Raw genomic sequence first — 17850 nt, forward strand, 5'->3', positions numbered from 1 at the left:
AATTAGTTTTTTCCAATACCAATAATATTAAGAATTCCTTCTGAGAATAATTTAGGGTTAAGAATATTTCGTCCATCATAAAACAGAGTTAATTTTTTTTCTTTTGAAAATGATTTGGAAGAAAGTTTAGAATAAATTTTATGATCAGATGAAACAAAGATCAGATTGGCATTCTTTGTAGCATCCAAAATATTTTTTGTTAGAGGAACAGATGTAGGTAATTTTTTATCTTCAAAAATATAAGGATCATGTACAATAACTTTACATTTATTTTTAAGAAATTCATTAACAACATCATATGTAGGGGATAATCTAGTATCAGTAACTTCACCTCTGAAACCTAATCCCAGTACAGCGATTTTTGCATTTTTAGGTTTAATTTTATTTTTAGATAATAATTTTATAGACTCTTCAACACATTTTTTGGGCATGCTATCATTAATTTTTCTAGAATATTGTAATAGGTGCATTGTTTTTCCGATTTTTGATGCATCCTCTATTATAATTCTAGGATAAACAGGAATGCAAAGACCACCTACACCAGTTCCTGGATAGTGTAGATGGCAGAAAGGTTGAGAGTTTGCAGCTTTTCTAGTATCCCAATAATTTATTCCAATTTTTTCACAATAATCTGCCAATTCATTGGCAAGTGCTATATTTACATCTCTATATGCACCTTCAAATAATTTTTCAGCTTCTGCTTCAGATAATGAAGGCATTTTAAGCACACCTTTTTTTGAAATTATTTTAAAAAGAATTTCAGCTTTTTTCAGACTTTTTGATCCATATCCAGAAATAATTGCAGGATAGTTTTCTTCAATATCTTTGACAGCTCTTCCTTCAAAAATTCTTTCAGGATTATATATTAAGAAAAAGTCTCTTTCAGCTTTTAATTTACTTTCTTTTTCAAGAATTGGTAAGACAATTTTTTCACTAGTACCTGGAGGAACAGAAGGTGATAAAATAACAGTATCTGCTTTTTTTAGTCCTTTGCCAATATTTTTAGCAACAGCTACAACTGCTTTGAGATCAGCTTTATTATTTTTTAATCCAACTGGAACTACAATTATTTTGACTGTGGAATTTTTAGATGCATCTATTCCGTCTGAAGTCAAAATTAAGGATTTTTTTTTAAGTGCGGATGAAAAAGTTTCAGACAAGAAAGGTTCTTTTTTATGAGAACTACCATTTTTTATCTGTGTCAAAAGAGATTTTGAAATATCTACTCCAATTACTTTTGCACCATGTCTAAGCCAAACAGCAGCAATAGAGCCTCCAACATTACCTAGTCCATAGATTGCAAATACTTCTTTAGACAAAATCTGTTTTTTAGTAACCAACTATAGCACTAGGTAAAAAAGTACTAATTTAATCATGCCGTTTTATAGAATGCTAAAGATAGTTATGGATTATTTTTTAGCCAATTGATAGTTTGGGTAAGACCTGCAGATACATCTGTTGAGGGTACAGATCCAAATACTTTATCTAACAACACAGTATCAGAAACAAAATTTCCAATCTCGCCAGGTCTAGCAGGCTGAAACTCAATTTTAGGTTCTATTTCAAGTATTTTTGACATTTCTTTAACAATCTCTAGTATTGTTGTCCCTTTTCCTGTACCCATATTCAAAACCTTATTTTTTCCAATTTCAGAAGTTGCCGCTTTCTCAAAAAACGGGATTACATCTTCAATGTAGACATAATCACGGATTTGATCTCCTTTACCAAAAATTGTAATTGGTTCATTATTTTTTATTTTTTTATAGATAGATGGAATTAATCCATTTTTTTGAAATGGTCCGTAAATATTGAAAAATCTAAAAACGGTGTAATCAATGTCATATAATTCATGGTATAGACGGAGGTAATGTTCTGATGTTAATTTAGTTATTCCATAGGCTGTTTTAGGTTTTGGAATATGGACTTCATCTACATGAAAGGATGAGGGTTCTCCAATTAAGGAAGATGCTGAAGTAAAAATTACTTTAGATATAGAATTTTTTCTGCAACTTTCAAGTAGATTAAGTAATCCAATTATGTTTACTTGAGCATTAGCAATAGAACCATCCAATGATGATACAAGTGAATGAGCAGTAAGATGGATAACTGCATCTACATCTTTTACTACAGATTCAACAGAATCATTATTTGTAATATCACATTTGAAGTAATTTTTTTCATTTGAGTCTAACTGATCAGATCTTAGAACATCATGTTTTTTAGATAATCCACTTACCAAGTTTTGTCCTACAAATCCTTCAGAACCCATAATCAGAATTTTCATAAAAATGCCTACTCTTGTAAAGTAAAAAAGCTTCCTAAAAAATACCTTAATACAAGAGAATGGATGGTCAAAATTATGTCAGAAAAAAAAGTTGTTCCATTAGCAGTACCAGATGTAGGAGAAGAAGAAATTGATGAAATTAGAAAAGTGATGGGTACTGGATTTCTAACTGAAGGAGCTACGACAAAAGAATTTGAGAAAATGGTCGCTGATTATTTAGGTGTCAAACATGCAATTGCAGTAACATCATGTACAACTGGACTTCATGCAGTTTTAGAGTGTCTAGATATCAAAGGTCAAGAAGTGATTGTTCCAGATTACACATATCCAGCTACTGCAGAAGCAGTTGTATTGGCAGGTGGAATTCCAGTTTTAGCTGATGTAGATATTGCTAGTATGAATATGACTACAGAAATTCTTGAAGAAGCATATGATGAGAAAATGACAGTTTTTAGTCCAGTTTCATGGGCAGGAGTTCCATTAGAAAAAGAAATCTATCGAAAAAGTGAGAAATTAGGTTTGAAAATGCTAGAGGATTCAGCATGTAGTTTGGGGGCTAAAATTGGAGAAGAGTATGTAGGAAAAATTGCTGATTATTCTTGTTTTAGTTTTCATCCTAGGAAAGTAATCACAACAGGTGAAGGAGGGATGATAACTACAGATAATGATGAAATTGCAGAAAAATGTTATTCGTTTAAACACTTTGGAGCTAAAGGATCTTCTTTTGAAAGTATAGGAACGAATTACAAATTATCAAACATACTAAGTGCAATAGGTGTGGTTCAAATGAAAAAGATCGAGAAGATTGTTTCTGATAGAATATCTAAAGCAAAGACATATCATGAATTAATTGAAAAGATTGATGGGATAAAACCAGCTTATGTTGGAAAAAACACTAGACAAACATATCAATCCTACACATGTTATGTAGAAAAAGAAAATTTTAGAGATAAAATCAGAGAGGCCCTAGCAAAAGAAAATATTCAAAGTCAAATAGGTACATATGCATTACATCTAGAGCCTGCATACAAAAATATGAAAAAAGTGGATGATTTAAAAAATTCAGAGTTATTATTTAAAAATGCTTTAACACTGCCTTTACACAAAAATTTGACTCAAGATGATCAAGAAAATATCTGTAGGATTATTGATAAAACATTAAATGGTTAATTTATGAATAAAAATACAAAAAAAAGACTCATTTTATGGGTGGATCCACAAACAGGTAATTCATTAATTGAAAAAAATAATTTTTTAGTTTCTAAAGATAATAAATTTAAAATTACTAATGGAATTCCAAATTTTGTAGAAAGTATACAGAATAAAAAACAAAATCAAGTAAGTAAATCGTTTGGTTATAAATGGACAAATTCTAGTTTTGGTCAAAATGACAAAGAATTTGAAACCAAATTGAAAGGGCCGATTCTGGGGTTTATGGGAATTTCAGAAAAAGATTTATCATTTCTAAAAAATAAAACTGTTCTGGATATTGGAGTAGGTAGTGGCTCAACAGCAAGATTATGGGCTGGACAAGCAAAGGAATTTCACGGAATTGATATTTCAACTGCAGTCTATAAAGTGCCTAACGCGATCAAAAATTATTGTAAAAGCCCAATTCTAGCACAAGCAGATCTTAATAATTTGCCGTATAAAGATAAATCATTTGATGTGATTGTGAGTAATGGAGTTCTACATCATACACCAAATACCAAAAATGCTCTAAAAAACATTATAAAAAAATTGAAACCTGGAGGGGATTGCTTATTTTATGTATACAAGAAAAAATCGCCAATTAGGGAATTTGTAGATGATTATATTCGGCAAGAAATTAGTGGCACATCACCACAGCAATCTCTAAAGAAAATGGAAAGTATAACAAAATTTGGTAAAGATTTAAACAAACAAAAAATCACTATAAAAATTTCTGAAGATCTACCTCTATTAGGCATAAAAAAAGGAAAATATGATTTGCAACAATTTGTTTACAATCATTTTTTTAAATGTTTTTGGAACGAGAAATGGGGATTTGAATATTCAAATGTAGTAAATTTTGATTGGTATCATCCAAAATTTGCTTGGAGACATACAAAGAAAGAAATTGAAGAATGGTGTAAAGATTTTAAATTAAGAATAAAATTTTTGAAAGAAAGTGATGCAGGATACACATGTCTTGCAAGGAAACAATAATCAGGGGAATATCATGAAAATCAAAAAAATGGAAAATGAGATAATTGATGCAAATTTAAAATTTTTCAAACATAAAGCTAAAGATTATAATTTAGAAGAACCTAGCTACAAGCCAGAAAATATTAAACGAGTTAAAAAATATTTTAAAGGTTTTTTAATTAAAAAAAATAATCCAAAAATTCTTGATATAGGATGTGGAACGGGTTTTGTGATAGATATAGCAAAAAAATTTAGTACAAATGTTATTGGTATTGATATTTCAAATGAAATGTTAAAAGAAGTTAATAAGAAAGGAAATGTAGAACTTGCAAGAGGCAACACTTCTGTTTTACCATTTAGAGATAACTTTTTTGACATTTGTACCTCGTATGGATTTCTACATCATTTGTATGATTTAACTCCCACACTAAAAGAAGCATATAGATGCTTAAAGAAAAATGGAATTTTTTATTCTGATCAAGATCCCAATTATTATTATTGGGAAAATGGAAAACAATTTGATCCTAGAAAAATTGAAAATGAATTTCTAAAAAATGAAGTTATTCATGTGAATGATCCTACAGATGGTTATAAAAAGAAAAAAATGAAAAGTTTGAATACTGCAGGGAAAAAAACTATCATCAAATCAGAATATCAAAAAACTGCTAAAGGGGGATTCAAAGAAGAGGAGATCAGAAACATAATGAAAAAAATTGGTTTTAGAAAAATCTTTTATAATTATGAATGGTATCTTGGGGAAGGATTTGTAAAGCATGAAATTTCAAAAAATACAGATCATTTAATTAAAGAACACTTACAAAAATGTTTACCATTATCAAGAAACTTATTCAAATATGTTAGGATTATTGCAATTAAGTAAAATCAGGAATTAATGAATTTATTCCTTTCTCAAGATCTGTAGATGGTTTAAAATTAAGAATTTTTTTTGCATGATCAATGTTGTATTGAAAATGATTAATTTTTTTATTAATGTCATTAATTGAAATTAATGATTTTGATTTCATATTTTGTTTTAAAATTTTTATAATGTCTTTAACTGTAACAGTTTTTCCAGATGCAATATTAAAAATATCAAATTGTTTTTTTAGTTTTAATGTATTTGGAATTACCTTACAAACATCTTGAATATTTATCAAATCAATTTTTTGAAAGCCATTAACATATCTGTCTAGTTTAATAGGTTCTGAATTTACATATTTGTTAATTAATGTAGGAATCATTTTTTTGGAATCTTGATTTGCACCATATGTGTATGAAAGTCTAAGTATTACAACATTAATCAAAAAATTTTTAGCAAAAAATTGTGTTAAATTTTCTTGAATGAGCTTCGTTAATCCATAATTTGATGATGGGGCAATCTTTGATTTTTCATGAATTGGAGTATGAGAGTGTTGTGAATAGACATTATGACCAGAAATTAAAACAAATTTTTTAATTTTTTGTAATTTACAAAAATTTAGAATGTTCAAAGTTGAAAGTATGTTATTTTCAAATATGGTAGAAATATCCAACTCGTCGGTAATTGCAGCACAGTGAATAATTGCATCAAATTTAGTTTTGGGTTGAAATCTTTCAATAAAATTAGATTTTTTAAGATCAAAACTATGAGTTAGATAATCCCTAGAGATTGTTTTTCTGGAAATTCCTTCAACCACATATCCTTTTTTTAGTAAAAAATTTCCAATATTACTCCCTACAAAACCAGTATTGCCTGTTAAAAGAACCTTCAAAGTATCTAATATTATTAGATAATTGTTTTATTATAAATTCTATCATCAAAATCAAAAACAATTAGTTTAATCATATTGTTGGAATAGTTTTTGCTTCATTAAAATCTATAAACTTTTCAACTAGACCTCTTACAACATAACCATGTTTGTAATTAATTTCTGTTGGAATTTCTCCAAATAATTTATATCTACAGAAAATATCAGGTTCATTCAAACCTACCAAGCTTCGTGGAGAAGAAGTTCCAGAAAATCTTGGATTGATCTCAAATGGAATAATTTCATCATCTGTTTTTCTACATTGAATATTTACTGGCCCATTAACCCGTAAACCTTTAGCAATTTTAATTCCCATTTCTCTAATTTCTTTAAAATCATCTATCAGACCTTGAGAAATTCCTGAGGAAATAATGTATTTTTTGTTTGATTTAGAAACGATTGTTTGTCGGGTAGATAATCCACTTCCCAATAGACGGTTCATGGCGATAGATGTGAGTAATTTTCCATTATCTGCATACAAAATTCCAACAGTGAATTCATTGTTAAAATCTCCCACATATTCTTGAACTAATGGCTCAAATCCATATTTTTTAAGATATTTTGTAAAAAATATTGCCTCTTCTTCATCCATGGCAAGGAAAACATTTTGTGAGCCTCCTCCAACTCGAGGTTTGATCACTACTGGAAAAGTTTTGATTTTTGATAGGTCATCATCATTCTCGTAAAGAAAAAAATCTGGACATGGGACATTTAGTGATTTTAAAATTTTTGTTAATGTAAATTTATCAGTACATTTCTGAATTGTTTCCCATGAATTTAGCAAAACTTTAACACCATTTTCTTCAAAAATCTTGGAGTTTTGGGCTACTTTCTTTAATTCGGGCTCAGATCCAGTTGCTATAGCTTGAACATTTTCTTTTTTACAAATTTTAAGTAATGAATCAACGTATTCAGGAGAATTTGCAGGTGGAATCACATATCTATAGGGAGTTTCCATCAAACCAAAACTATTTTTCCACATATCAGTGGCAACAATTTTGTATTCTTGTGTGGCCATTTTGAGTGATTTTAATATCTCCATACCAGTTCCGCCCCCACCAGTACCAGCAATTAAAACACAGATTTTTTCATTTGTCATAACTCTAAAATTAAGAAAACATGGATGTATTTTAAATTAAGTTGATTTATGTGAATTTATAATTTTGATCAAATTCCTTTAAAATTATCATTTTATACCATATTTCCAGAGATAGAATTGAAATTAATCTATTCAAATACCTAATATCACCATCCTGAGATAATTTTTCAAATGAAGAAACAACCCAATTGTAATCAATTAATTTTTGTTTGAAGATGTTAGCTTTTTCATCCATTGCTAAAGAATCAAATAATTTTTTTCCATTTTTATTCCAATCATTCAACAAAGAGGGAGAAAAGCCTTGCTTACTCTCAATATGGGGAATTTCATATCGTTTTGCAATTCGTCTCAAAACAATTTTTCCTTGACCAGTATTAGAAAGATATTTTTGAGTTAATGGGAGACTGAAACCAAATCTTATAACATCAGAATTTAAAAAAGGTGAAAAATTTTGAATATCATAATAATTTGAAATTGATTTTGCAGTAGGAATAAAATCACACATTAATTTTCCATTGAAATCTGCTAAAAAAATTTGCTTTAACGGAAGTAATGAATTTAAAAAATATTTTTTAAAATAGTTGTATATAATATTCCATGAAAATTTAATTGATGTTCCAAACATATATTTTTGATCTGGAACCCAATCACGATTATGGCATTCTAAATAATTTTTAGTTTTAGTTTTCCAAGTATCATTTTTTTTATGTAATTTTAAAAACTTTGAATATCGAAAAGTGTAACCGCCAAAAACTTCATCAGCTCCATCACCTGTAATTAAAATAGAGTTCAACTTTTTTGCTTCTTTTGAAATAATATGAGTATAAGTATTCCACCTAGGTTTTTTTGTAATCCAAATTAATTCGGGTAAAGTTTTAAAAATTGAGGGCATTTTGATAATTTTAAAATCTGCATTGAATTTTTCCGAAATAATTTTTGCTGATCTTGATTCATCATTACTTTCATCAAAAACACCACATAGCGCAGTAATTTTTATTTTAGGATAAAGATTTCTTAAGAGAGCTAAAGATAGAGAAGAATCAATACCACTACTTAATGAAACACATTTAGATGAAGTATTAGAACCAAATTTTGTAATAAAAGATTGTTTTAGTAATTTTTCTGTTTTTACTCCTGATGAATCATTTTGTTCATCAGACAAATTTCTAGATATTGTTTTCTCAGTATTAGAGATCAGTCTAGGGTCATATCGGAGTGTCATCATGTTACGGATGTAAATATTATCAATTTTTGAATTTTTGATCATAATTTTTCATACTCTTGTACAAACACAATAATAAATACATAATATAGTATAACAGTTTTTGTTATTTTACAAATGAAAATATTGGCAATTGGGGATTCAACTAGTAATATTTACTTGATGAAAAAATTTAGTAAAAATGTACAAATTCATTTGATAGATTTTCCAAAAAAAGGAGTAGATAAAACTACTACAGGAAAAGATGAAATTGAATATTTTGATTCATTATTAATTTCAAAACAAGTAGAAAAAATTAAAAAAATTAAGAATGAATACGATTTATGCATTGCTTTGCCTTGGGCCGGAGCAAGAATAGCATATTTAGCTGGAATAAATTACATGATGTATTTTGTAGGAAACGATATTACTACTCCACCTTTTTCTAAAGATAATAAGAATTATAATTTTGTTGAAAAATATTTTTATAAAAAAATTTTGGATAAATCAATTTCATGTATTACGACATCTGAAGAATATTTTTTGGCTTTAAAAAAATACAGATCAGATGCAATAAGATTAGATAGGGTATTTGTAGATACAGATATTTTTAATGAGAAAATAAAACCAGTTGAATTAAAAAAGAAAAAATTTACAATTTTATCTGCACAACGAGTTGGGTTAGAAAAAGGAATTGATCGGATTTGGAAGGCAATTGATCTATGTAAATCAGATTTTGAAATATTACAAGTAAAGTGGTTTATTGAAGACACAACTGTTGAAGAATTTGATGAATTAAGCTCAATAAATCAAGAATTAATTAATTCAAAACCAGATAAGGTTAAGTTTATTCCATTAATAAAAAGAGAGGAGTTAGGGAACTATTTTTCAGGAGTTGATGCAATTATGGGACAAATGAGAGTAGGGATTCAGGGGGGGATAGAAAGAGAAGCTGCATATTGTAAAAAACCGGTAATTTGTTATAGTGAACCAAATAAACCAAGTATAATTGATGGAGAATTAGTTATTCCACCATTTTTACCACAATCAAATGAACCTGCAGAAATTGCTAAAATTATTGATAAAGTAGTAGAATCAAAACAATTTAGAGATGAATTAGCACAAAAAGAATATGAATATGTTAAGAAAATATCAGATCCCAAATTAGTTTCAAAAGATTGGGAAAATATTTTTTATACAGTATTAAAAAAGAACAAAGATTTAGATAGAAAACTATCAATGTTAGATAAATTTGAAAATTTTGTTATTCTTAGTATTGAAAAAATCTATATCAAAAAATTCAGAGAAAAAAATATCAAGGTATGGGGGAAGGAAGAATATGAAAGATTGGCTAGGAGTTAATTATGTCAAGTTTGAAAATTTTTTAAAGTATTCAATATCAATTCGTTTATTATTTTTTCTTTCCTTAAAATAAGTTTCAATTTCATTTTTTAAGTTTATTAATTCATTTAATTTTTCATTTGAGATATTGTTTTTTTCATTATCTAGAATAAGAAAATTTACTAAATTCAAATTTAATCTTAAAAGTAACTCTATGTCATTATAGGTTCTTAATGCATGAGGATTTGATTCATAAAAAATATCAGCTTCAGCTTTGTAAGATGCAGTTTTTTTCTGATGTGCATACCCTACAAAAATTAGTAGTGGAATACCTAAAGATGCTGTGATTGCCAAGTAGACATAAAATGTTGGGAAAACAGTCTTCAAGAAAGGAATATTTTCAATTGCGAGATAATAGGTAACTACCATAGTGTTAATTGCTGCAAAAACGAACGCAAAGTAAGTAGTCCATCCTTGTCTAAAATAGAACCATCCTCGAAACCCAATATTTTGCCTCATGATTTTTTTTAATTATTGTAGTATATCAATTACGCTATACCATAAAATTTTATGCGTAAATTTTTAAAAATTGACTAATTTAGTCGGCTTCGCTTTCTTCTTGAATCAATTACGGTACAACCACGATCATAATTAAAAGTATGAGTTCCAATTAAATGATTTTTCCAATCAGGTTTAAAGAATTCCAATTGTTTTTCTTCATATTCATTTTCGTTTAATTTTATGATTTCATTAAAAGAAAATCCATTTCCATACACTTCATAACAATTTTGTGCAGGTCGTATAATCTTATTATCCATTTCAAAAATTTTTCCTGCAGGTCTAGCTTTTCTAATATCGGATATTATAGGATTCATAGGATGTGAAATCCAATTATCACTAAGTGGATAATCAGAATAAAATAACATTAATTCATTAGACTGTGAGGTTCCATCATTTTCTGCATTACATGCAAAAATCCACCATTTTTTATTATAAAAAAACATAGTAGTATCAACAAGTGGGATATCACTAATTAATTTACGATCATATTTCCATTTTAATGGGAAATCTTCACATTTGAATAATTCAACATATGATTTTGAATTATGAGTAGTTCCGTGAATTAGATATAATTCATTTTCAAATTCAAAAATTGAGGGGTATGATAAATGATAATCACGTTCTAAAAATTTTACAGGTTCAGTGTAATTTTCATCTTTGTCAATTGTGAACACTGACAAGTGTCCTTTATTCTTAGAATTTAGAAATTCTTCTAAAAAAATATAATATTTTTCATCTTTATAGAGTACAAATGGGTCTGCCCAAAATTTATCCTTAGGAGGAGTAATTTCTTTGAATTTTGAAAAGGATGTAGAAATTTCATCATTTATTTTTACAAGAATATTCCATTGATAGAAATAAGGCAGATTGGAAATTTTTGATTGAATTTTTTTAAACAAATTAGATATCACCTATTTAGCTATAAGTTAATTATAATTTTCAGTTATTTTAAGTAAAATATAGGATTAGAAATGTTGCAAAATAGTATATTTGGCGATTTAATCATATAATATAGAAAAAAAATAAAGATTGGAAATGATTGTTCAAAAAATATGGCTTGAATTTATTCGGAAGCAAGAATTGGAATCCATTGAAAAGTATTTTTTAGATTCAAAAAAGAGGAAAATTTTAGAAATTGGAGGAAAAGACGGATATTTTGCAAAAATTTTAACTGATTGGGGTTTCGATGTAACCTCTATTGATATTGATCCATCTTCAACATATTTTGATGTAAAAAAAATGAATGGTACTAATTTGGAATTTGAAGAAAATTCATTCGATTTAATTTTTTCATCACATGTCATAGCACACGTAAAAAATAAGAATTTGTTATTCAAAGAGATTAACAGAGTTTTAAAAAAAGATGGTCTAATTATACACATTGTCCCTTCAAATTGGTGGTCAATCATTACTAATTTTTTGCATTATTTATTATTGCCAAAATATTTGTTTGAAAAAAATAAATTTGACAAATTTTTAAAGAATAATAAAGAAAATCTATTTAATCATAAAAAAAATAAATTGATAAATTTATTGTTTCTTCACCCATTAGGAACAGAAAAATCTTTTATTATTGAAATTGTTAAATTTTCAAAAAATAAATGGAAAAATTTGTTTGTGTCATATGGATATACAATTTGTGATGAATTAAATGGTCCATTAGTTTATTCTGGACATAATATTTTTAAGGATAAAGGTCATAAAATTAGAAAATATTTTGCTTCTATTTTTCCTAGTTCATATATTTTTACAATGAAAAATACATGATAATTTTTCTATAATATGATAAAAAGTAAATAGATCTTAATATTAGTAAGTAGATTTCAAGTTCTATAGAAATTGAAATTACTTATAGGAGGTTCACCATCAAAAAATTTTCATCTAAATGATTTTGCCAGATCTCTTTCAAATTTAAAAATCGAAACTAAAGTAGTGATTGATAGTGAATTGTATGATGGATTTCCAAGCAGAAAAATTTCAAAATGGTTTCAAACAAAAAATCAATTTAATAAATTGGTAAATGATTTTAAGCCAAATCTTATTCTTGTTGATCGGCCTAGACATTTTGCTTTAGAATCTGTTAAACAAGAAATTCCTACTTTAGTTCATGTGAGAGGAGATTTTTGGAAAGAAATAGAATGGGCAAAAGAAACAACATATAAAAAATTTCCAAAAAATATTGTCATAGAAAAATGGAAATCTATTGGAAACCAAGTTTTTGAAAATGCAGATTGTATTTTACCAATTTGTAAATTCCTTGAAAATAGAGTTAATGAAATATTTCCTAAAAAGATGACACATGTTTTGTATCAAGGAATCAACTCAGAGAATTGGTTTTATGAAAAAGGAATTAAGCTAAAACACCCATGTGTAGGATTAGTACAAAGTGCCAACATTTGGGGGAAAACTCAAGAAATGCTTGTTTTAAAAAGGGTGTTAAAAAAATTTCCAAAATTAACATTTTATTGGGTTGGAGATGGACCCTATGCAAGAATTATTAATTCAGAGTTATCAAAATATGGGAATTTTAAATGGCTCGGTAATTTGGAATATCCAAAAGGAGTAAGACAGTTTCTTTCAGAAATTGATATCTATGCTCTGATAAGTGGAATTGATATGGCACCTTTAACATTGTTAGAGGCACAATTAATGAAAAAACCCACCATAGCAACATCAGTAGGTGGAATTCCAGAATTAATGAAAGATGGAAAAACAGGATTTTTAGTAAAAAAGAATGATGATGCAGACATAATTGAAAAAATTTCAATTTTAATGAATGAACAATCTATGCAATTTGGAGAAACAGGAAGAAAATTTGTTAAAGAAAAATTTTCATGGGAAAAAATTTCAGAAGATTTTTTAAAATTTGTTAAAGAAAAATTTGAATTATGATAAAATTTTTAATTTTGTAATTCAATATCCCTATACCAAATTTCAAAAGATAACAATCCAAGAAGTTTATTGATATGTCTAATGTCAATATTTTGATTATCCAAATTTGATTGAACCCAATCATTTTTTATCCAACCATCTTGAATAATTTTTCCATCAGAAAGATATTCTTTTGCCATTTCAAACCCATAATTTTTCCAAAGATTTTCAGTGTTAACAGAAAAACCTAGTTTTTGTTTTTCAATAAGATCTTCAATTCCAAATTTTTTCAAAAGTTTTCTTAGCGGTAATTTTCCAATATTTGATAAAGAATCATATTTTTGAATTGTAGGTATTTTAATTGACTTTTGAATTATTTCAGGAGATAGGAGGGGGGTGACAGAATTAATGTTAAAATGTTTTGCAATGGAATTGTTAACAATAGAGAAATTATAAAGTAATTTTCCATTATAATCAGCTAAAAAGACTTGTTCAATAGGAGATAAGGGATTATCAAAAAAAGGATGAAGTTTGTCACAGATATCATCCCACTTAAATTGCATTTTTTTTTCAAAAATCTGATCTTGTTCAGGAACATGATCTCTCTCATGGCACGAAAGATATGCCTGAATTTTGTCTTTGGGGCTAGAATTAGGATTTATTTTTGATAAAAATTTTGAATAACGAAAAACATATCCGCTAAATAATTCATCCCCTCCATCACCCGAAACAAGATAATTTGATAAATTTCTTGTATTTTCAACAACATATATCCAATGAATATCCCAAAAAGGGAGCTTTGTGATTGATATTGCATCAGGAAGTTTTTCTAGAAAATTATTAACTTGTATTATATGATGATCAACTCCAACCTCTTGTGCAATTTTTGATGCAGTTTCTGTTTCATCAGCACTATCAGAAAATTTTATTGAAATTGCATCAATTTGATTGTTAGGAAAACTTTGTTTTAACATACATAATGCTAGTGATGAATCAACTCCACCACTTAATGAAATTGATATAGGTCCAGAGTAGTCACGGGGTATTTGTTTATATAAATTTAAAGTTAATTGTTTAGAAATATCTTCTAGTGAAAAATCTTTTTTTTTTTCTAGATCCTTCCAATTTAATCTTGGAAGAATTGGTATTTGAGTATAATCATATCTTAGAGTAAGAATGGATTTGATGGAATCTATATTCATGTATTATATTTTTCCTCTTCCAATTCCACGATAAATTAATCCAGCTTTTTTTGCCAAATGCTGATCGATGATATTTTTGGAGTCAATTACTATAGGATTTTTCATTTTAGATTTTAAAAATTCCGGATCTAAATTATGAAAATCTTTGTGTGCAGTAGCAATAATTAATCCGTCTAAAATTTCTAAATTTTGAACAAAATCATCAAGTACTTTTATTCCAAATACTTCTGAATTTTTAAAATAAGGATCATAAATAGAAATAATTGCACCTTTCTCTTTTAATAAATCAACAATTTTTTCTACTGGAGAAATTTGGATGTCTTTTACATCTGGTTTGTATGAAACGCCTAAAACTAAAATAGATGAGCCTGATAATGATTTTTTAATTTCTTTTAATGCATCTTCAAGAAGATCTATAGTATGGTAAGGCATTTTTTCATTAATTTTTCTTCCATATTCAACTAATTCAAAAGTTTTAGAAGTAAATTTTTTTGCAAAATTTATCATTTGGTAAGAATTTACAGGTAAACACGGTCCACCAACACCTGCACTAGGATAATGTACTTGAAAATTATATTTTGTTTTTGCTGCATCAAGAACTGTCATTATATCTATTCCAGCTTTTTCAAAGATTAATGCCAATTCATTTACAAATGCGATATTTAAATCTCTAAATACATTTGTTGTTAATTTTACAGCATTTGCTGTTTTACAATCAGGCATTGGAATTAAATTTACTGTAAAAACATGTTTATAGATTTTAGTGATTAATTTTTGTGTTTTTTCATCCATAGCTCCAACTAATCGGGGTAATCTTTCAAAATCATTTAGAATTTGTCCAGGATTGGCAGTTTCAGGACAGACTCCTAAACAGAAATGTTTTCCTAATTTTTTTTCAAATCCTTCAAGAATTTCAAGAAAGTCCTTTTCAACAAAACCGGGTTCAACTGTACTTTCAATGATTATCAATTTACCATCAGACATTTCATCATGTAATTTTTGAGCTACAGAAAGTAAAGCAGAGTAATCAGGAATATTTTTTTTATCCATAGGAGTAGGAAGAGACAAAACTATCACATCGCAAGAATTAACTCCTTCAGAAAAATTACTTGTTGTTCGGAATTTTTTTTCCTTGATTACTTTATTAAAAATCACATCATACCCAGGCTCATCCTTTAAGGGGAAATTCCCAGAATTGATCATATCAATTAATTTTTCATTAATATCAACTCCTATAGTTAATAATCCTGAATTGGCAAATGAGAGAGCTGTGGGCAAACCAATTCTTCCAATCCCTATTACACATATAGATAATTTTCCTGATTGAATTGATTCGACTATTTCTAAATCATTCATTTCCAAAATATTTTTCATACTTGTCATTATACCCCAAATTTACCTGATTATTTACTTTTTTAATCATTATTTACCAAAATTTAAAAAATCAATTAAAATGACACAAATCATGAAATATGTAGTAACAGGGGGTGCAGGTTTTATTGGAAGTAGTATTGTAAAATTATTAATAAAAAAAGGACATGATGTCTCCATTATAGATAATCTTCATACAGGTAATCTTTCAAGATTAAAAGAAGTAAAAGAAAAGATTTCATTTAATAAAATTGACATTAGAAATTTTGAAGAATTAAATCAGAATATTCAAGATATTGATGGAATTTTTCATCAAGCAGCATTAACAGTTGTTCCAGAATCTTTTGAAAAACCAGAAGAATATTATGATGTTAATGTTAATGGAACAAAAAATATCTTCAAAATAGCAAAAAAATTGAATGTCAAAGTTGTTTTTGCAAGCAGTTCAAGCATATATGGAAACGTTAATGAAATTCCTATTAAAGAAAATTTTGAAAAAAATCCTATTAACCCATATGGACAAACAAAAGTAGAAAAAGAAAAGTTAACTCAACAGTTTTGGAATGATAAAGTAAGCATAATTGGATTAAGATACTTCAATGTGTATGGAAAAGGCCAAACTGGATCATATGCAGGAGTCATAACACAATTTATGAAAAAAATTGATAATGATTTACCTCCAATCATTTATGGTAAGGGCAATCAAATTAGAGATTTTATTTCTGTAGAAGATGTTGCAAAAGCAAATGTAAAATCTATGGAATCCAATATTTCTCAAGATTTTTTGAATATAGGTACAGGTAAATCAATTTCAATTTTGAAATTAGCAAAACTAATGATCAAGATTTCTGGTAAAAAGATTGAGCCAGTTTTTGATAAAGAGTTACCAGGAGATATAGAAAAAAGTCAAGCAGATACAACTCATTCCAAAGAAAAAATAGAATGGAATTATGAAATAGAATTGGAGGAGGGTTTAAAAAAATTAATGGTTAAAGAGTCATGCTCTTAACAAATTTTCATAGAATTTTATATATTTAGGCAAGATTGTTTTCCATGTAAAATTATTCATAACAAAATCATATCCATTTGAAGAGAGTTTTTGTTGAAAAGATGGATCAGATAATAATTGGTTAATTTTTTCTAATAACATAACAGAATTTTCAGATTCTGTTAATAGTCCATTTTCATTATTTTTAATTAATTCTGGAATTCCACCTACTGATGTTGCTATCACAGGGATTTTTAGATAAAATGCTTCTTTTATTACAGTTGGAAGACTTTCCATTCTAGAAGGAACAACTAGTATTGTAGATGACTTTAGTATTTTCATTGTTTCTTCCCAAGGTTTGTTTACACAATAAACTACCTTTCCATTAATTTTAGATTCGATATTTTTTAGTATATCAATTCCTTTTTCAAAACTATTCCTCCCAATAAACGCAATCTGATTATTTGATTTTTTTACTTCTGGAACTTGTTTAAACATTTCAGTATCAATTGGAGATGGTAAATATTCAAAATTTAGATCTAGTTTTTTTTTATATTCAATTTGAGATGTTTTTGAATCAGTAGTTAGTATATCTGCCCATTTCAAAACTCGTGATTCAACATTTGTCGCAATAAAACTTGTTGCTGAAGAATGTATTGTTTTAACTTGATCACTAAAAACCCCATGAACAGAAAGGACTTTTTTCTTTCCATTTGCATAATGCATAGCAAATGCAGAGGGAACATTGAAACCATGAATAATATCGTAATCTTCTCGATCAATCATGCCTTTTAATGCTCCAAATATTGCATAACTTGGATTTTTTAGATTTTTTATTGGAATATGAGGTGTTTTCATTTTTTTAACATTATGTCCAGAATTTTGTAATTGATTTGCAAGCATTGATGCATGCCCGCCAATTCCTCCAGAATATCTAGGCGAGATAAAAAGAAATTTCACAAAACAAAATAATTTCTAG

17 protein-coding genes are annotated in these 17850 nt (G+C 27.6%); 7 read left to right on the top strand and 10 right to left on the bottom strand.

The window, feature by feature from the left end:
• Window positions 1–2 precede the first annotated feature (2 nt).
• Complete coding sequence (locus tag ACW9XA_RS04505) at window positions 3–1340, bottom strand: nucleotide sugar dehydrogenase (RefSeq protein ID WP_457763196.1); 1338 nt, start codon at window positions 1338–1340, stop codon at window positions 3–5.
• A 62-nt stretch (window positions 1341–1402) separates the two neighbouring features.
• Entirely contained in the window at window positions 1403–2284 is an 882-nt protein-coding gene (locus tag ACW9XA_RS04510) for an NAD-dependent epimerase/dehydratase family protein (RefSeq protein WP_457763197.1), read from the bottom strand.
• 75 nt (window positions 2285–2359) lie between these two features.
• Between ACW9XA_RS04510 and ACW9XA_RS04515 the strand changes: the two genes are divergently transcribed.
• From ACW9XA_RS04515 to ACW9XA_RS04525, 3 genes are read left to right on the top strand one after another with little or no spacing between them, the layout of a single operon-like run.
• Complete coding sequence (locus ACW9XA_RS04515) at window positions 2360–3454, top strand: DegT/DnrJ/EryC1/StrS family aminotransferase (protein ID WP_457763198.1); 1095 nt, start codon at window positions 2360–2362, stop codon at window positions 3452–3454.
• Window positions 3455–3457: 3 nt separating this feature from the next.
• Window positions 3458–4471 (top strand): class I SAM-dependent methyltransferase, encoded by a 1014-nt coding sequence (locus tag ACW9XA_RS04520; RefSeq protein WP_457763199.1) that lies wholly within the window; start codon window positions 3458–3460, stop codon window positions 4469–4471.
• A gap of 13 nt (window positions 4472–4484) precedes the next feature.
• On the top strand, window positions 4485–5330 hold the full coding sequence (locus ACW9XA_RS04525; protein WP_457763200.1) for a class I SAM-dependent methyltransferase: 846 nt from the start codon (window positions 4485–4487) through the stop codon (window positions 5328–5330).
• Here the strand turns inward: ACW9XA_RS04525 and ACW9XA_RS04530 are convergent.
• The 3 genes from ACW9XA_RS04530 to ACW9XA_RS04540 form a co-directional block, all read right to left on the bottom strand.
• Window positions 5323–6201 carry an NAD-dependent epimerase/dehydratase family protein gene (locus ACW9XA_RS04530; protein WP_457763201.1) on the bottom strand — a complete coding sequence of 293 codons (879 nt, stop codon included), beginning with the start codon at window positions 6199–6201 and terminating at the stop codon, window positions 5323–5325. The genes ACW9XA_RS04525 and ACW9XA_RS04530 overlap by 8 nt on opposite strands.
• 70 nt (window positions 6202–6271) lie before the next feature.
• The gene (locus ACW9XA_RS04535; RefSeq protein ID WP_457763202.1) at window positions 6272–7336 is read right to left on the bottom strand and encodes an ATP-grasp domain-containing protein; all 1065 of its coding nucleotides are present in this window, start codon (window positions 7334–7336) and stop codon (window positions 6272–6274) included.
• Window positions 7337–7382: 46 nt separating this feature from the next.
• Window positions 7383–8603, bottom strand: coding sequence for an asparagine synthase-related protein (locus ACW9XA_RS04540; protein WP_457763203.1), 1221 nt, complete (start codon window positions 8601–8603; stop codon window positions 7383–7385).
• Between the two features lie 72 nt (window positions 8604–8675).
• Between ACW9XA_RS04540 and ACW9XA_RS04545 the strand changes: the two genes are divergently transcribed.
• The gene (locus ACW9XA_RS04545) at window positions 8676–9899 is read left to right on the top strand and encodes a glycosyltransferase (protein ID WP_457763204.1); all 1224 of its coding nucleotides are present in this window, start codon (window positions 8676–8678) and stop codon (window positions 9897–9899) included.
• Here the strand turns inward: ACW9XA_RS04545 and ACW9XA_RS04550 are convergent, their stop codons facing one another.
• Window positions 9900–10397 (bottom strand): hypothetical protein, encoded by a 498-nt coding sequence (locus ACW9XA_RS04550; RefSeq protein ID WP_457763205.1) that lies wholly within the window; start codon window positions 10395–10397, stop codon window positions 9900–9902.
• A gap of 74 nt (window positions 10398–10471) precedes the next feature.
• The gene (locus tag ACW9XA_RS04555; RefSeq protein WP_457763206.1) at window positions 10472–11338 is read right to left on the bottom strand and encodes a glucosamine inositolphosphorylceramide transferase family protein; all 867 of its coding nucleotides are present in this window, start codon (window positions 11336–11338) and stop codon (window positions 10472–10474) included.
• Window positions 11339–11474: 136 nt separating this feature from the next.
• Between ACW9XA_RS04555 and ACW9XA_RS04560 the strand changes: the two genes are divergently transcribed.
• A complete protein-coding gene (locus ACW9XA_RS04560; protein ID WP_457763207.1) occupies window positions 11475–12206 on the top strand; it encodes a class I SAM-dependent methyltransferase in 732 nt (243 codons plus the stop codon).
• Between the two features lie 72 nt (window positions 12207–12278).
• The gene (locus ACW9XA_RS04565) at window positions 12279–13331 is read left to right on the top strand and encodes a glycosyltransferase (protein ID WP_457763208.1); all 1053 of its coding nucleotides are present in this window, start codon (window positions 12279–12281) and stop codon (window positions 13329–13331) included.
• Window positions 13332–13339: 8 nt separating this feature from the next.
• On the opposite strand, the gene ACW9XA_RS04570 is transcribed toward ACW9XA_RS04565, so the two are convergent.
• Window positions 13340–14512 (bottom strand): asparagine synthase-related protein, encoded by a 1173-nt coding sequence (locus ACW9XA_RS04570; RefSeq protein ID WP_457763209.1) that lies wholly within the window; start codon window positions 14510–14512, stop codon window positions 13340–13342.
• 3 nt (window positions 14513–14515) lie between these two features.
• Window positions 14516–15895, bottom strand: coding sequence for a nucleotide sugar dehydrogenase (locus ACW9XA_RS04575; protein WP_457763210.1), 1380 nt, complete (start codon window positions 15893–15895; stop codon window positions 14516–14518).
• Between the two features lie 82 nt (window positions 15896–15977).
• On the opposite strand from ACW9XA_RS04575, the gene ACW9XA_RS04580 reads away from it, so the two are divergent.
• Window positions 15978–16892, top strand: a complete 915-nt coding sequence (locus ACW9XA_RS04580; protein WP_457763211.1) for an NAD-dependent epimerase/dehydratase family protein — start codon at window positions 15978–15980, stop codon at window positions 16890–16892.
• On the opposite strand, the gene ACW9XA_RS04585 is transcribed toward ACW9XA_RS04580, so the two are convergent.
• Entirely contained in the window at window positions 16881–17831 is a 951-nt protein-coding gene (locus tag ACW9XA_RS04585) for a glycosyltransferase family 4 protein (RefSeq protein ID WP_457763212.1), read from the bottom strand. The two genes, ACW9XA_RS04580 and ACW9XA_RS04585, sit on opposite strands and share 12 nt — an antisense overlap.
• Window positions 17832–17850: the final 19 nt, after the last annotated feature.

Source organism: Candidatus Nitrosopumilus sp. bin_6a (genome assembly GCF_054095695.1).

Coding starts and splice junctions, on each gene's coding strand:
- ACW9XA_RS04510 (WP_457763197.1), bottom strand. CDS start 2,284: ATGAAAATTCTGATTATGGGTTCTGAAGGATTTGTAGGACAAAACTTG.
- ACW9XA_RS04515 (WP_457763198.1), top strand. CDS start 2,360: ATGTCAGAAAAAAAAGTTGTTCCATTAGCAGTACCAGATGTAGGAGAA.
- ACW9XA_RS04520 (WP_457763199.1), top strand. CDS start 3,458: ATGAATAAAAATACAAAAAAAAGACTCATTTTATGGGTGGATCCACAA.
- ACW9XA_RS04525 (WP_457763200.1), top strand. CDS start 4,485: ATGAAAATCAAAAAAATGGAAAATGAGATAATTGATGCAAATTTAAAA.
- ACW9XA_RS04535 (WP_457763202.1), bottom strand. CDS start 7,336: ATGACAAATGAAAAAATCTGTGTTTTAATTGCTGGTACTGGTGGGGGC.
- ACW9XA_RS04540 (WP_457763203.1), bottom strand. CDS start 8,603: ATGATCAAAAATTCAAAAATTGATAATATTTACATCCGTAACATGATG.
- ACW9XA_RS04545 (WP_457763204.1), top strand. CDS start 8,676: ATGAAAATATTGGCAATTGGGGATTCAACTAGTAATATTTACTTGATG.
- ACW9XA_RS04550 (WP_457763205.1), bottom strand. CDS start 10,397: ATGAGGCAAAATATTGGGTTTCGAGGATGGTTCTATTTTAGACAAGGA.
- ACW9XA_RS04560 (WP_457763207.1), top strand. CDS start 11,475: ATGATTGTTCAAAAAATATGGCTTGAATTTATTCGGAAGCAAGAATTG.
- ACW9XA_RS04570 (WP_457763209.1), bottom strand. CDS start 14,512: ATGAATATAGATTCCATCAAATCCATTCTTACTCTAAGATATGATTAT.
- ACW9XA_RS04575 (WP_457763210.1), bottom strand. CDS start 15,895: ATGACAAGTATGAAAAATATTTTGGAAATGAATGATTTAGAAATAGTC.
- ACW9XA_RS04580 (WP_457763211.1), top strand. CDS start 15,978: ATGAAATATGTAGTAACAGGGGGTGCAGGTTTTATTGGAAGTAGTATT.